At 35.9% G+C, this 15,556-nt stretch carries 12 protein-coding genes and 1 riboswitch; of the genes, 8 read left to right on the top strand and 4 right to left on the bottom strand.

Annotated elements, in window-relative coordinates; all coding sequences use genetic code 11:
* Nucleotides 1-702: 702 nt before the first annotated feature.
* The 3 genes from QUF91_RS15945 to QUF91_RS15935 all read right to left on the bottom strand — a co-directional run bounded on the left by QUF91_RS15945 (nt 703) and on the right by QUF91_RS15935 (nt 3,689).
* Complete coding sequence (locus QUF91_RS15945; protein WP_289418487.1) at nt 703-1,188, bottom strand: YfbM family protein; 486 nt, start codon at nt 1,186-1,188, stop codon at nt 703-705.
* A 517-nt stretch (nt 1,189-1,705) separates the two neighbouring features.
* A complete protein-coding gene (locus tag QUF91_RS15940) occupies nt 1,706-3,211 on the bottom strand; it encodes a transposase (RefSeq protein WP_289418486.1) in 1,506 nt (501 codons plus the stop codon).
* 25 nt (nt 3,212-3,236) lie between these two features.
* A complete protein-coding gene (locus QUF91_RS15935) occupies nt 3,237-3,689 on the bottom strand; it encodes a VOC family protein (protein ID WP_289418484.1) in 453 nt (150 codons plus the stop codon).
* A 779-nt stretch (nt 3,690-4,468) separates the two neighbouring features.
* Here QUF91_RS15935 and QUF91_RS15930 point away from each other — a divergent pair.
* Both QUF91_RS15930 and QUF91_RS15925 read left to right on the top strand, forming a co-directional pair.
* The gene (locus QUF91_RS15930) at nt 4,469-6,211 is read left to right on the top strand and encodes an ABC transporter ATP-binding protein (protein WP_285396712.1); all 1,743 of its coding nucleotides are present in this window, start codon (nt 4,469-4,471) and stop codon (nt 6,209-6,211) included.
* Nucleotides 6,208-7,941: an ABC transporter ATP-binding protein gene (locus QUF91_RS15925; protein ID WP_289418482.1), complete on the top strand. Its 1,734-nt coding sequence runs from the start codon at nt 6,208-6,210 to the stop codon at nt 7,939-7,941. Before QUF91_RS15930 ends, QUF91_RS15925 begins: the two co-directional genes overlap by 4 nt.
* A 100-nt stretch (nt 7,942-8,041) precedes the next feature.
* Here QUF91_RS15925 and QUF91_RS15920 read toward each other — a convergent pair whose 3' ends face one another.
* A complete protein-coding gene (locus QUF91_RS15920; RefSeq protein ID WP_285396714.1) occupies nt 8,042-8,410 on the bottom strand; it encodes a hypothetical protein in 369 nt (122 codons plus the stop codon).
* 388 nt (nt 8,411-8,798) lie between these two features.
* Between QUF91_RS15920 and dacB the strand changes: the two genes are divergently transcribed.
* The 6 genes from dacB to QUF91_RS15890 all read left to right on the top strand — a co-directional run bounded on the left by dacB (nt 8,799) and on the right by QUF91_RS15890 (nt 15,462).
* Nucleotides 8,799-10,232, top strand: a complete 1,434-nt coding sequence (gene dacB / locus QUF91_RS15915; RefSeq protein ID WP_289418480.1) for a D-alanyl-D-alanine carboxypeptidase/D-alanyl-D-alanine endopeptidase — start codon at nt 8,799-8,801, stop codon at nt 10,230-10,232.
* A 248-nt stretch (nt 10,233-10,480) separates the two neighbouring features.
* Nucleotides 10,481-10,915, top strand: coding sequence for a MarR family winged helix-turn-helix transcriptional regulator (locus QUF91_RS15910; protein ID WP_285396717.1), 435 nt, complete (start codon nt 10,481-10,483; stop codon nt 10,913-10,915).
* 237 nt (nt 10,916-11,152) lie between these two features.
* On the top strand, nt 11,153-12,088 hold the full coding sequence (locus QUF91_RS15905) for an LCP family glycopolymer transferase (protein WP_285396718.1): 936 nt from the start codon (nt 11,153-11,155) through the stop codon (nt 12,086-12,088).
* 327 nt (nt 12,089-12,415) lie between these two features.
* Nucleotides 12,416-12,511 (top strand): transcriptional regulator, encoded by a 96-nt coding sequence (locus QUF91_RS15900; RefSeq protein WP_285396720.1) that lies wholly within the window; start codon nt 12,416-12,418, stop codon nt 12,509-12,511.
* Nucleotides 12,512-12,884: 373 nt separating this feature from the next.
* The gene (gene lepB, locus QUF91_RS15895; protein WP_285396722.1) at nt 12,885-13,442 is read left to right on the top strand and encodes a signal peptidase I; all 558 of its coding nucleotides are present in this window, start codon (nt 12,885-12,887) and stop codon (nt 13,440-13,442) included.
* Nucleotides 13,443-14,077: 635 nt separating this feature from the next.
* A riboswitch (purine riboswitch) is annotated at nt 14,078-14,177 on the top strand.
* A gap of 94 nt (nt 14,178-14,271) precedes the next feature.
* Nucleotides 14,272-15,462: an MFS transporter gene (locus QUF91_RS15890; protein WP_289418476.1), complete on the top strand. Its 1,191-nt coding sequence runs from the start codon at nt 14,272-14,274 to the stop codon at nt 15,460-15,462.
* Nucleotides 15,463-15,556 lie beyond the last annotated feature (94 nt).

The raw sequence follows: 15,556 nt of genomic DNA, 5'->3' as shown, positions 1-15,556 counted from the left end.
GAATCCTGATTCACCAGCTATTAAATTTTATTGTACAAGCAGTATAGGTATTAATGCTTCACATTTTATAGATTTACAAAATGAGACAATAACAACTGATCGTTTAGTAGGGGAGTATATCAGGTGTGTTGATTAACCATTTTTATCCACCCTAATTAAATTAGATGGATCTGATTTCCGCTACGGGCTACTCGCTTTGTTGCTGACGCTTCGCTTTCGCACAGATAAAACAATTTGTTGCTGACGCTTCGCTTTCGCACAGAGCAAGGTTTCCTACGAGCGAGCGTCGAGTAGCCCGAAGCTACAAGCTCTTCATCATAACATGTGGTTGATTTCTTTGATAGAAAGAGCTTGTTTTTCGATAAAAGCCCAAAAAGTTTCGATAAAATTAGATTTTGTTTCTATATAAGCTCAAATAGTTTCGATAAAGAGCGATTTTGTTTCGATAAATCTTCAAAGTATTCCTAAACAAAGAACGAAAGTAGCTTAAACGATTCTATTTTGGGGCTCGACACTAAATAGCAACAAGAAAAACCCTTTCATCGATCAATAATAAACCTATTTTTTCCTAATCAACACGCCTGGGAGTATATTATGTTTCAACAAATTCGGATTAAATAAGTAAACGAAGATAACTCTCTATTTGGGAAAGTCTGGCAGCTGGAATGTTATCGTATGCCAGACTTTGTATTATGCATCGTATTATGAAATATAGAATACAAGTCCTTTTCCTTCGACAATGGTTTTAGAATAGTACTTGCGAATGTCGTTAAAATAACTGTATAGATAGTCGAAAAACTGTTCTGCTTCTCCATCTTCCGCGTCGCCGTAGAGAGGGTAAATGTCCTCCTCAAGCATCTCGTTATAGTTGTATTTCTCTAGGAGCTCGTCTCGTGTCATGGCATCAATGGCTTGATAGGCCTCACGAATTTGCGGGGGTGTTAAATAAAAGGCGCCAAACTCTCCAAACTCTATATGGTTGTCTTGATCCATTGGAATGACATAACTGAGCGGGGGTTCACCGTCGATAATATCTCCGCAGAGCATGTAATAAAGTGCCTGCCATGATTTGTCAATATCAAGATGTTCTCGGTTATAGGGGTCCAGGTCTTCTAGCACTTTGGTTCTGGCTGCAAGTTGCTGTATTTCTTCCTCTGGCAAAGCAGTGTAGTAGCCGATCATTCCCATTTGTGATCTCCTCCTTATACGCGCTATCGCTTTTGTTAGTAATACTATAACTTGAACATGGGAAGTTTTTAAGCATTTTTTATAAAAATTCCAATTAATTTTCTTGCTAAATAATCAAAGCATGTTTTTGTGTAAACGAAATATATGTTCTTGTTTTAAGAAATGCGGTAGGATAAAAAAGTAATTAGTTAAAGTAATGGCACATCATTGAGTGACTTTCAGATTGGCAGAATCAACCTCTATAATTGATTTTTAACATTGTCAATGACAGATGCAAAGTCTTTATTGGAATCAAAACTTTCTGTTATTCTGACTACTCCCACAGCTAAAGCAGCGGGGTTCTTATATACTTAAGAGAAGCGTTACAAAGCTCTCCACAGATGGTGTTGCCATGTCCTGTGTACAACATCTTTGATTTATCTTCTGTTCTATAAGACTTTCTTATTTACACAACCGATGTTGTGTTGACAATAAGTTTTAACGAAGGCAGGTAGCTCTACCTACGGGGGAATACCTCTCACTTGATTTGTTTGATACCCATGCTAAGAGGGAATGTTTTCTTTACTTGTTTCAAGTCTTCTATATGTTGATTGTGTAACTCTAAAAAGGTAGTAAACGTTTTATTGCATAAGTCTTGATTCGTTTGTTGTAAATTTGGTTCACTATTCATCAGTAAAAACGCACTATATAAATCTCGTTGTACAAGATGACTTCCAATTTGACTCCAACGTTGATGGAGTTTTTTCTTTTCATAACGATCCGTCACATGGTTATACTGACTGGCTCTAAAGGTGATCGTATTTACTTTCTGTATCGTTTGCTTTGTGTAACCTAATTTTTGATGGATGATTTCCACTAGCATCGCAGGGGCATGATTCCCAATGCTTTTTCCAAAACGCTTTTTGGATTGGATTTTACCCTGTATATTTGTTTTGGTTTCTTTTGTACGCTTTGCTAATCCTTTAAAATGCATGGTTTCGATGTACACCTCATCGCCAAGAGACAAGATTTTATTGACTAACGCACCATGTTTTTCTTTGATGTAGGAAGCTTTCTTTCTATATAATTCTTTTATTTGTTTTTTTGTTTTTTGATAGTTTTTACTATATGTCCAACGGAGTTTGACGCTATGTTTAATAGTACCATCCTTGTTGAAATTGTTAGGATTGGTACTTCTACGACTTCTATCCAATTTGCGTAATAAACGTCTTTTTTGTTTCTCCAATAAAGGTACTTCTGGCGCAAGTTGTTGGATGAAAACAGTTTCTTCTGAAACAACCGCAATGGTAGAAGGACCAATGTCAATACCTACCCGTTTTTGTTTTTGATAGGCATGTCGAAAGGCTCCTGTAGATGGAATTCTCTTTGCAGGAGGAACCCCATCCATCACGAGTTGTACGTAAAAAGTATGTACTCCACGAATCACTTTTTTGACTAGACGACAATAATTAATGGTATGAAGAGCAAGGGATTCTTCTACAAATAAATCTTGTTTGCGAATACGAATAGGAAGGGTTAATCCGTTCCAATAGACAACATTCTCTTTAAATCGAATGCCTGCTTTATTAGATTTCCCTTCTACAGAATGAAGCATTCCGTAACGTTTAAAGTGTGCTTTGCTCCCTTTAAATAGAACATCCTGAACCGCTTTCCAAACAGTAGAGGCGATTTTCTGGGAAGTATTGCTATCTATATGTTTTTTATAGTTATGTTGATGCTTTTTAATATACGCATGCAGTTGATTTTCACTTAATCCAAAAGATTGACGAATGTTATCTAATTCTTGTGCGGTCTGCTTCAATTCTTTTGTATCATTAGATTTTTTTGCTTTTTGGTAGCAACGTAATTGTTTTCGATAGTGTTTTGATTCCTGCATTAAAGTATATTGTTTTATTGCATAAGACAAAGTCGTATTATAGAGTGTACGGGCAATTTCAAAACGTTTTAATAGAATATCCTTTTGCCATGTATTTATAAGCAACTTGAGTTCTATAATAAAACAATCTTTTTTCGATTTCGTCATTACCCGTCACCCCTTTATTTTTTGATTATTCACAATATACAACAAAAACGTATGTTCTGTAAAGAAAAAAGCACTTCATTCCGCCCACCTCTGAAAAAGTGGGCTTCCTGAAGTTCAATTTTGTGAAAATATAGCCATCTAGATCTTTTATAGTTAATTCTTTTGCATTCCATGGTTGAACTGTTGGCTCTTGAATAATAATCGTTTTATTGTCCAGCGCGGCTTGATAAATACTATGAATATCATTAGAAAATAAATTAATAATGACTGAATCAGTGGAGTTGGCTTTTTTATCTTTTATTAACATTAAATCTTGATACTTTGCCCCTCTTAAATGTGTCATTGCAGTTGTTCCTTCAGTATCTGGAAAATCAAATACTGAATTGAAATTTAGTACATTCGTATACCATTCTTTTGACTTTTCAATATCTCTTACTTTTAACTTTAAAAATAATGGCATTTGATAAAATTCATTCATGTTTGTTTCCTCCTTTTGGTTAATACAAACTAACCATAAAGGTTTACGCAGCGTTAAAGTCAATACAAACACTTGTTTTATATGTTTGAAGATTTTGCTCTTCACCAAAATATGCACTGCATAGCATCACATTCTGTTACAGTATGAAGCGGCTTAGCGCTCGCCCCCAGGAAGCTTTGCTCTGTGCGAAAGCGAAGCGTCAGCGATAAAGCGCCCAGCCGTAACGGAAATCAACCACACGTCCTGGTGATGAGCCTTTTAATTAATAAAAGTGGATAGATATGGGGGTTAATTAACACACACCTTTTGTTTATGGAGAATTAACATGCTAAACATAAGATTATGCTGTAGTAATTCATTGCTTTAAAGTGCTAATAATTTTCTGAAAAAAGTAAAAAATAACAGTGGGTTAGTTGACAGATATTTCTAAAGTGTGATAATCTTCAAGAACACTATAACAAACTAAGCGAAGGAGGTCATGACAATGTTAGTTTTACCAGTATCATATAAACAAACAACTACATACATTGTCCATGTCTTCTAGCTTCATATTTTACATTGCAGCAAAAGGTATGGGTTACACCTTGCCTTTTATTAAGAGACACATGCTCTTTTTTAGGGGTATGTGTCTTTTTTATTGCAAAAAAGGTTGTAGTGATAACAAAAAAAGGAGTGTATGTAGTATGCGAAACACAGTACTAAAAATGATTTTCAAAAAGGAATGTCTAGATAGTGGGTAGTAAAGCCTCAACAGCAATGGAGAAAGAAGGTTATAATGTATGTTTGATGTTTTAAGTAAATTAGGCTGGTTTTTTAAGAAGTACTGGAAGCAATATACTCTAGCAATTGTACTTTTAATAATTGCCAGTGGCTTGGAAGTTGTTCCACCGTATTTACTAGGGTCAATTATTGATATATTGACTGCTGGAGAAATGACACCAGCTATTTTAACAAAGTATATTTTGATTTTTGTTGGCATCATTATTAGCGGTTATGCCCTTAATTTTGTATGGCAATTCAGACTATTTGAAGGGGCTATTAACCTAGAGAAAATTTTACGTCGGAACCTTATGCAGCATTTTCTACGCATGACGCCAACGTTTTATGAAAAAAATCGTACTGGAGATTTAATGGCACGTGCGACGAACGATTTAAACGCAGTGTCACTAACTGCGGGCTTCGGAATTATGACACTAATTGATTCTACAATCTATATGGGTTGTATTATTTTTGCCATGGGTTATATGATTTCGTGGAAGCTTACATTTTTTGCAATGTTGCCAGTGCCGGTCATGGCCATCCTTATTCAATATTTAGGGAAAATTGTGCATGAACGTTATATGAAGGCACAGGATGTTTTTGGTGAGCTGAATGACAGTGTTCTAGAGTCCGTTGCAGGTGTGAGAGTTGTGCGCGCATATGTGCAAGAAAAAAAGGATGAGGCAAATTTTGCAGAGATGAGCGAGATTGTGTATGAAAAAAATATGCATACTGCAAAAATAAACGCCTTATTTGGACCGATTACAAAGGTCGGTACTGGGATTAGTTATGTTGTTGCCCTTGGCTACGGTGCTCATTTAGTAGCGACTGAGGCTATGACAGTTGGGCAGCTTGTAACGTTCAATGTTTACTTAGGGCTAGCAGTTTGGCCAATATTTGCAATTGGAGAACTGATCAATGTGATGCAGCAAGGAAGCGCTTCTCTTGATCGTGTACAGGAAACGCTAAACTACGAGGCAGATGTTCGGAATATTGCGAATCCACAAACGATTGCGACGCCAAATGCGATTGGCTTTGATGATTTAACATTCAAATATCCAATGAGTCAGGTGAAAAACCTTCAACAAATTTCGTTGTCGTTGAAAAAGGGGCAAACACTTGGGATTGTTGGTAAAACTGGAGCGGGGAAAACGACCTTCCTACGACAATTATTACGCGAGTATCCAATCGGCGAGGGGCAGCTATCGATTGATGGAGTCGATATTACTGCACAGACGAAGGAGCAGTTACTCGACTGGATTGGTTATGTACCACAAGATCATGTTCTATTCTCACGTACCATTCGTGAAAATGTTTTATTTGGGAAAGAAGATGCGACACAAGCTGAATTGCAGCAGGCGATTCGTGCAGCATACTTTGAAAAGGATTTGGAAAATTTACCGATGGGTCTTGAGACACTTGTTGGTGAAAAGGGTGTATCTCTTTCGGGTGGTCAAAAGCAACGTGTGTCAATAGCGCGCGCCCTTATTAAGGACCCTGAAATTTTAATGCTTGATGACTCACTTTCGGCCGTAGACGCAAAGACAGAGGCAAAAATTATTGAAAATATACAGCGAGAACGACAAGACAAAACGACGATTATTACAACACACCGTTTATCAGGAATCCAGCATGCTGACTTAATTATCGTGCTAGATGAAGGCCAAATTGTAGAGCAGGGAACACATGAGCAGCTTCTTTCACAACAAGGATGGTATAAAGAGCAATTTGACCGTCAGCAGCTAGAAGGAGGTGCCTCATGAGTACGAATCAACGTTTAATACACTACGCAATGTATTTTAAAAAACCGATATTACTTGGATTATTTTTCTTAACAATCGCCGTTTTTACGGAGCTTGTTGGACCATTTATTGCAAAGCACATCATTGATAATTACATGACAATTGGAAACATCAAATTAAAACCAATTACTTGGCTGTTACTTGTCTATTTAATTTTAGCAATAGCTACAGCTGTTTTACGCTATTTTATGTATATCTATTTACAAATGGGTGCGAACCGTGTTGTACAAAAATTACGTAAGGATGTCTTTGAGCATATTCAAACATTGCCAATTCAATACTTCGATAATTTACCAGCGGGGAAAATTGTCGCACGTGTAACGAATGATACGGAGGCTGTTCGTAATTTATATGTACAGGTACTTTCAAACTTCGTTACGAGCTTAATTTCTATTGTGGGTGTTTATATCGCACTTTTCATTTTAAACTGGAAAATGGCATTCCTAGCATTAACGATGGTACCGGTCGTTTATTTATGGATGATTTTATATCGTAAAGTTGCCTCGAAATATAATGATGTGATCAGAACGAAAATTGCCGATATTAACGCAATGATAAATGAATCTATTCAAGGAATGACGATTATTCAGGCATTCCGCCGTGAGCAACAAATGACGAAGGAATTTGATGACATGAATAATGAGCATTATGCATATGAACGCAAGCTACTTTTCCTTGATTCTGCAACTTCCTTCAACCTTGTTAATACATTAAGACTCATTATGTTTACGATCTTTATTTTCTACTTTGGTACACAGTCATTTACGGCAACAGAAGCTATTTCTGCAGGGACTTTATATGCCTTTGTTGATTATTTAACGAGATTATTTAATCCAATAACGAATATCGTCAATCAATTTTCTCAGCTTGAGCGCTCGCTTGTTGCAGGAAAGCGTGTGTTTGAGGTGTTAGATATTAACGGGGAACCTGTATCTGAAAAAAGTTTACCTCGTTATAAAGGAAATGTAGTGTTCGAAGATGTTTCCTTTGCTTATAAAAATGATGAATATGTATTGAAAAATCTATCTTTTGAGGCACATCAAGGCGAAACAATTGCTTTAGTAGGCCATACAGGATCTGGGAAAAGTTCGATTATGAACTTATTGTTCCGCTTCTATGACCCATCTAAAGGGAAAATTTCGATTGATGGAATTGATATTACTTCGGTTCCTCGTCAAACAATGCGTGAACATATGGGCATTGTTCTTCAGGATCCATACTTATTTACAGGTACTATTGCTTCAAACGTCAGCCTAAACAACCCTAAAATTTCACGTGAAAAGATAGAAGCCTCATTAAAGGCTGTTGGTGGGGAACGTGTATTAACGAATTTGCCAAATGGCTATGATGAGCCTGTTATTGAGAAGGGGAGCACATTGTCATCTGGGCAGCGTCAGTTAATTTCCTTTGCACGTGCTCTTGCCTTTGACCCGGCTATTTTAATATTAGATGAAGCTACGTCTAATATTGATACGGAAACAGAGGAGATTATTCAACATGCAATGGATGTGTTGAAAAAAGGACGTACAACATTTATTATCGCTCATCGACTTTCTACTATTAAAAATGCGGATCGTATTCTTGTTTTAGACCGAGGTAAAATTGTTGAGCGTGGCACACATGACGAACTTTTAGAACAGGGCGGTATTTACGAAAAGATGTATCAAATGCAGGCGAATTCATTGCAATAATAAGTTGAATAGTTGTTGCGAAATAGTTATTAACACTTACTAATGGTATGAATAAAGCCCCACTTTGCTAAAAAAGTGGGGCCTTGCTATTTAAAATGTACTATTTTACATGTTTAAAGACATTGACAACAAATAATAGTGCTGAAATTGCTACAGCGATGCCCCCACCTGATACGAAGAGCTCAAATAACCAGCGTGGCACATCAAGATAAACCATCATCATACCGATTAAGAGGAACGGCAATCCAATATTGTAAAGCCAATATTGTGCCTTGGCCAGCCCGGTCTCGGCTGCATTCTTATAAATTGAATAAATTAAACCAATAAAACCAGTTGTCAGCCAACCTAACACACCAATGTGGGCATGTGTAGCCGTCCATTGAAGTTGAATTGTATAATGCATAAACAGTCCAAAAGCCAAAACAATCACCAAATACATGACAGAAATTTTTATCCATTTAGCACCCATTGTAACCAACTCCTTTCCTGAAAGTGATTTGCTAGCTAGCTACTACAGTTTATTCTTATCGAATAAAAAGATGCCATGTTATTTGTCAGGGTTCATACTAAAATCTAAAAAAATAAGCTAGTATAAAAGACATTTAGGCCATGCCAACGCCGACGCGTACATATTTTTGTGAAGTGCCTCTTTGTAAAATAAAACACCCATGGATTTTCGGGCTGTAAACCCAATCCATGAAAGTTTTTTGCGTAGAAAAATGAGTTTAACTTATTTTGGTAAATATTTTTTGTAGCGAAAGCGGACGTAATTATGCCTAGGCATAATTGATTTGTTGAAAAATGCTAAATTTTTCCGTAAAATAAAACCATGTAGAAATTTGCTATTAGGAGGGTCTATGAAAAAGAAAATACCTTTATTAACGATGATTTTTATGGTTTGCTGCTTACCAATAACCTTTCTTGAAAAGGCTGAAGCAAGTGAGCAAACAATGACAACAAAAGTGAATAACATCATTGCGAAAAATTGGAAGAATAACGAGTACAGCATTACCGTACGAGATACGGAAAAAGGGGATGTACTTTACAATAAAAATGGTGAAAAAATGATACGTCCTGCTTCTTCTCATAAAATTTTGGTCAGTGCTGCTGCATTAGATTTACTTGGACCTGATTATCGCTTTGAAACGAAAGTCTATGTCGATGGTCCAATTGAAGACGGTGTACTTCAAGGCAATATTTATTTACAGGGCGGGGGAGACCCAACGCTTTTGCCTATCCATTTAGAATCACTTGCTAATGGACTGAAGAAAATGGGGATATCGAAAGTTACAGGTTCCTTAATTGCGGATGATACGTGGTTTGATACAGATCGTTTACCGAAGGGAATTGTACCGCAAGAAGAGGCATTACCTTATGCTTCACGTATTTCGGCATTAACGATTTCGCCAAATGAGCAATATGATATTGCAACTGTGCAAGTGAAAATGACAGGCTCAAAGGTTGGCAATACGGCTAATGTTCAGCTTGTTCCGTTTGCAAGTACCATTCCTGTTGTTAACAAAACAAAAATTGTTAAAAAGGGCGAGAAAAGTACTGTGAAAATTACAAGAGAATATGGTACAGATCGAATCATTATAACAGGTAACTTACCAGCAGGTTCTCAGAAGAATACATATGTAACTGTCTTTGATCCAACTCTGTATACACTTGATGTATTTCGGGAAAAATTAGTAGCAAAAGGTATCCAAACAATGCCACTTGAAATTGGGAAGGTACCTGAAAATGCACAACGAGTAGGTATTTCCTATTCAAAGCCATTACAGGATATTAACTTTAAATTTTTAAAGCTAAGTCTTAATGGTATGGGTGATATGTTTACAAAACAGATCGGACGAGAACTACTTGGTGAAGGAAGCTGGTCTGCAGGCATTCAAGCAATTCGTACATACGGTAATGATATTGGGCTCAATATGGATCAATGGTATTTTGAAGATGGTTCAGGTTTAAGTCATCAAAATCGAGTAAGTAGTATGCAAGAAAGTCTATTATTATATAAAGTTCGAAGTAAACCCTGGTATTACTCATATTTAGATGCATTACCGCATGCAGGGAGAAAGGGTGCGCTTGTTGGTGCAACTTTAGAAAATCGTATGAAGGGCTATAGTGTATCTGCAAAAACGGGCTATATTTCTGGAACTTATTCTTTGAGTGGTTACGTAAAAGGTAAAAGTGGCAAGTGGTATATTTTTAGTATTTTAACACAAGCCAACAAAACTTCAGCTATCCCATCCATCGACGAGATTGTCAAGCAGATTGCAAATGAAATGTAAGATTTGAACAGCGTAGTTTTATTGCATTTGGTTAATGTTAAACTAAATGCATATTAATCACCTGCTAATTCATAGGTGTACAAGGTTAAGTATTATGAAGCGGCTAAAAATAAAATCCGCTTAGTCGCTTTTTCAATAAGAATAGACGTGCAGCTGTTTTTTTAGCTCCAGATAATTCTCAATGTCAATTATACTGAACGGGGTTTAGTGATGTTTCACTAATTTCTTAGGGTTCAAGGAGGATTTTTTTGACACAAACAAATATTTTTAAGCTTATCCATATGATTGAACAGATGAATAATGCTAATATTATCCGTTTTACAAAAGCGTTTCCATATCCGTTAGGGATATCACCCATTTTAGTATTAAGTGAGTTACACGCAAAAGGTCCGCAGAAGCAGGCTGAGTTAGCAGGAACGCTTGGCTATACAAAAGGGGCAATGACGAGTATTGCTGAAAAATTAGTAAAGCTCGGTTTAGCAGAAAGATTATATGATCCATCTGATCGTCGTACAATTCGTTTACAAATAACGGATGAAGGTGAAAAAGCCTTAGCGAAAGCTCAATCAATTGGACAAGAAGTTTTTATACAGCTTTTTGAAGTGTTGAATGATGAAGAAATCGCACAATATTTGCTGATTCAAGAAAAATTAGTGCAAGGAATACAAGACAAAGGCGTGTAAATTAAAAGTCGTTTCGGTGTGAAACGGCTTTTTGTTGGAGATAAAATGACGATATTTGTTAAAATGTATGTCTTTTATATAAGTTAACAATCAAAGAATAGTCTGTTGTACATATAGTAAATACTAGTGTACGTCTTTTTTTCGTCCAGTATGCATATAAATAGACTATATAAACTTTTTTCCAACTTAAAACGTCAAAAAGAGGGGTAAATTTGATAAGCAAGAAAGGACTTATGTATGGAAAAAAATATGAAGCGTTCTAAGGAAAAAAAGAGTAAGAAAAAAATCTGGCTTTGGATAGTAGGCAGCTTATTAGCAATTTTTTTAATTTTTATTGGTACTGCTTATTATACAATCCAGAAAACGATGAATAAAATAAATACACCATTATTAGAAACGACAGATGGTGAAGCACAAGAACAAAAAACAGTGACAAAAAAAGAACCATTTTCTGTGTTAATGCTTGGAGTGGATGAACGTAAAAATGATAGTGGACGTTCAGACACGATGATTGTCGTTACGGTGAACCCTGAAAAACAAACAATGAAGATGCTTAGTATACCACGAGATACTCGTACAGAAATTATCGGCCATGATTCCGTTGATAAAATTAATCATGCTTATGCATTTGGAGGCGTCCCAATGGCTGTGGATACGGTGGAGCATTTTTTAGATATTCCCATTGATTATTATGTGTATGTTAATATGGAGGGCTTCCTGCAAATTATCGACACAATTGGTGGGATAACGATTGATAATGACATGGAATTAACTTATGATAAGCATCATTATCCAAAGGGAGAGATTACTTTAAACGGTGAGGAGGCACTAATTTTTTCACGTATTCGTTATGAAGATCCCCGCGGTGATTTTGGTCGTCAAATTCGCCAACGACAAATTATTGAGGCAGTTCTGAAAAAAGCTTCGACGACACCATCAATATTATTAAAGGCTACAGATATGCTTGATGTAGTAGGCGATAATGTCCGTATGAATTTTACGATGAAGGATTTAATCCAGCTACAAAGTATTTATAAAAAAATGGATGGCAATATTGATCAGCTATCATTTGAAGCAGAGGGTGGCGAAAGAGTTAATAACATATGGTATTACGTTCCTGATGAGACAGAGCTCGGCAAAATTCAATCGGAATTAAAAGCCCATTTGCAATAAATTGTAAGAAGTAAGGATTTGAGCATAATAGTTGTGAAACTTTTGGCAATGAAGGGAGGGAGATGAATGAATGGGAGGACCCAGGTGCTTAGGTATACAGCTCTCAATAATTGCATGCAAAGCTATGTGCCTAAACGCAAAGTTCAAAAAAATCCAGTCAGTTCAGCTATCCGACATTTACAACTATTGTGCTTGAAAATTTTCATGTGAAACATAAAAAATCATTCAGGTAGGGTGCATGCCTAGTTGAATGATTTTTTATTTTATTTGAAATATCAGAAAATTGGGTGTATAATCATCTTAGAAATGGTTGAGGGAGTGATTGTGATGATTATAGGCACAATTTTATTAGCAGTGGCATTACATGCAGGTATTGTTTTAGCAGTAGATTTATGGAATGAGCAGCATCACTCTACTACGTAAAAAACCATTCATAATCGTGAAAACAAAAAAATAGAAGATATCTAGGCAAAGTTAATGTAGCTTTGTCTATTTTTTTGGCTAATTATCAAAAGTTAAGGCTGACATTTTTTTGAAATATATGCGCTGTATATTAGTTGATCTTCGTTCCGCCTGGGGGCCCACAGGCGGAACGGAAATCAACCCCTCGTTATGGTGATGAGCCATATAAAAGTTGATTGAGCGAAGCGGTTTATCGGATGCCCCACTGAAGGAAATCAACCTCAGGATATGGTGATAAACCATTTTTCTGAACTTGAAACAATTTATGTGATTAATTCGTCAATATACTGTAGAAAATGTTATACTATAAAAAAAACAGTATCGGGGAATGAACATGCAAGAAGAGAAAACAAGTTTTAAAAAAGAATTACTATCTTATCTTAAAATTATTGTCATTACTGCTGTAGTTGTTTTAGGCTGTAAGCAATTTTTATTTGCACCGATTAAAGTGCAGGGTGCTTCTATGTACCCGACTTATCATGATAAGGATATTATTATTGTAAGTAAAATGAGTAAAATTGATCGCTTTGATCAAATTGTTTTTCAATCACCAACAGAAGATGAACTATATATTAAACGAGTAATTGGCTTGCCAGGTGATACAGTTGAAATGAAGGACGACGTTTTGTATGTAAATGGTAAAGCTTATAAAGAAGATTATGTAAATCGTCAAACAGATGATCCTAATCAATTACGCATTACAGAAAATTTCACGTTAGAGCAATTACTAAAAGAGAAAAAAGTGCCTGAAGGTATGTATTTTGTACTAGGGGACAACCGTCTGAAAAGTTACGATAGCCGTCATTATGGTTTAATTTCTGAAGATGCCATTTATGGTGAAGCTAAAGTAACACTATATCCATTTAGTCATTTCCATTTCGGTCCAAAATAAATTAGTGAAAAAGAGGCTGGAACATAACTGGTCAAAACCTAAAAAAGCGCGAGAAATCAACGTTTCTAAAATTGATTTCTCGCGCTTTTCTGATGTGAAATTTTTTAATTTTACTTTGAAAATATACTTATGTCCCAGCCTTTTTTCGTTTAGGTTAAAGTTCTAGCTTATTTGTTCCTGTATTCGTTATCTGCTAATGCTTTGCAAACTTTATAAGAGGGGTAATAGACACAAACTGTTGAATCTTCAACAGTTTCTTTTATGGGGATTTGCTGTTTGCTCAGACTTGGGGAATTGATTGCTGGTTCATCGATTGTGAGCTCTTCTACTACTAGTTCTACGCCATAAAACAACATTAGAAAATAGCATACTAAACCTAATATACGCAAACAATCACCTCGCAATATTCTGTTATTTTATTATGTATGTTCAAACTTGAAGAATTATAAGTAAAATCTAAAATTTATCTCTTGTTAATGGATTTTTTTTGATGAAAGTAGCTAGGTGGTTGCCATGATAAATTGAATTTTGATGATGGAGAGTGCTATAACGAATCGTTTTTTAGATGAGAAAGAAGAGTGGATGAAGTAGATTCATAAAAATGGTTGTCATGTAAAATTCAATATGCTACTATAGCTAAAGTAAATATTTTGATCTGTATAACCTCAATGATATGGATTGAGGGTCTCTACCAGGAACCATAAAATCCTGACTACAAAAATTTTGCTTCATTTTTGTAGTCAGGATTTTTTTTGTCTTTATTCGGTAGATGTTTAGACATATATAGAAAACCCTCCCTACAAAAATGAAGGTTAGAAGGGTGATTATTATGAATTGGAGAGTTTATATTCTTGCCGTTACTACCTTTACAGTAGGATTGGTGGAATTGATTGTGGGTGGTATATTACCAGCAATTGCCGAGGATTTAAATGTGTCCTTAGCAACAGCAGGACAATTGATTACTGTTTTTGCTCTCGTCTATGCAATATCTGCGCCTGTCCTTTTATCATTAACGGCAAAAGTGGAAAGGAAGCGCCTTTATCTTATTTCTTTATTTATTTTTACTTTAGGAAATCTTATGACTTATTTTAGTACGACATTCACGACAGTTATGATTGCTAGAATTTTTACCGCGATGAGTACAGCGTTGGTTATTGTTTTATCCTTAACGATTACAACAAAAATTGTTGAGCCAAGACATCGTGCAAAAGCTTTAGGTCTTGTTTTTGTAGGTGTAAGTTCGGCACTTGTCATCGGTGTCCCAGTGGGGATATTTGTGACAGAGGCATTTGGTTGGCGAGCTGTATTTTTAGGGATCGCTCTTCTTTCAGCTATATCAATGATTCTTATTGCGTTACTACTTGAAAAAATGCCAGTTGTAGAAGTTGTTCCATTAAAGGCACAAATTAAATCATTAGCAAATTTAAAAATCTTTAGTGCGCAATTAACAACATTGTTTATGCTAGCTGGTCATTATATGTTATATGCTTATTTAACACCATTTTTAGTAGAAGCATTTGATATGAACGCCTCTTGGATTAGTATTTGTTATTTAATCTTCGGGATCGCTTCTGTCAGTGGGAATGCTCTTGGTGGTTGGTTAAGTGATACAATTGGTACTGGAAAAGCAATTTTACTTGTTGTATCAACATTTGCCGTTGTATTATTTATTATTCCTTATACGATTGTCGCTTTACCACTCTTTTTAGTTGTTACAGTTTTATGGGGTGCACTTAGCTGGGCACTTACACCTCCATTACAAAATTATTTAATACAAATTGATCCAAAAACATCTGATATTCAACAAAGCTTAAATACAGCTGCATTACAAATCGGGATATCTATAGGTTCAGCTGTTGGTGGAGCTATGTTTACTGTTACAGGGTCTGTTATGCATTTAGCTAGCTTCGGCGCCGTTTTAGTTTTATGTGCTTTAGGCTGTGCTATTTTCTCTTTAAAAAGAGCACCAGTTTCAGATGAGACTAAGTTAGGGTTGAATTCGGCTCACAACAACTCATAGATTTTAGAGCGAGATGAAATATCCAAAAATGCTGCTGGAAAAGAAGGACAATGATCGCTAGAGATAGAATGTAAGTTTAGAGGGGGTTGGTAAA

Source organism: Lysinibacillus sp. G4S2 (assembly GCF_030348505.1).
In the GTDB taxonomy this organism is placed as follows: Bacteria; Bacillota; Bacilli; order Bacillales_A; family Planococcaceae; genus Lysinibacillus.
This window is presented reverse-complemented; position numbering and strand designations above follow the sequence as displayed.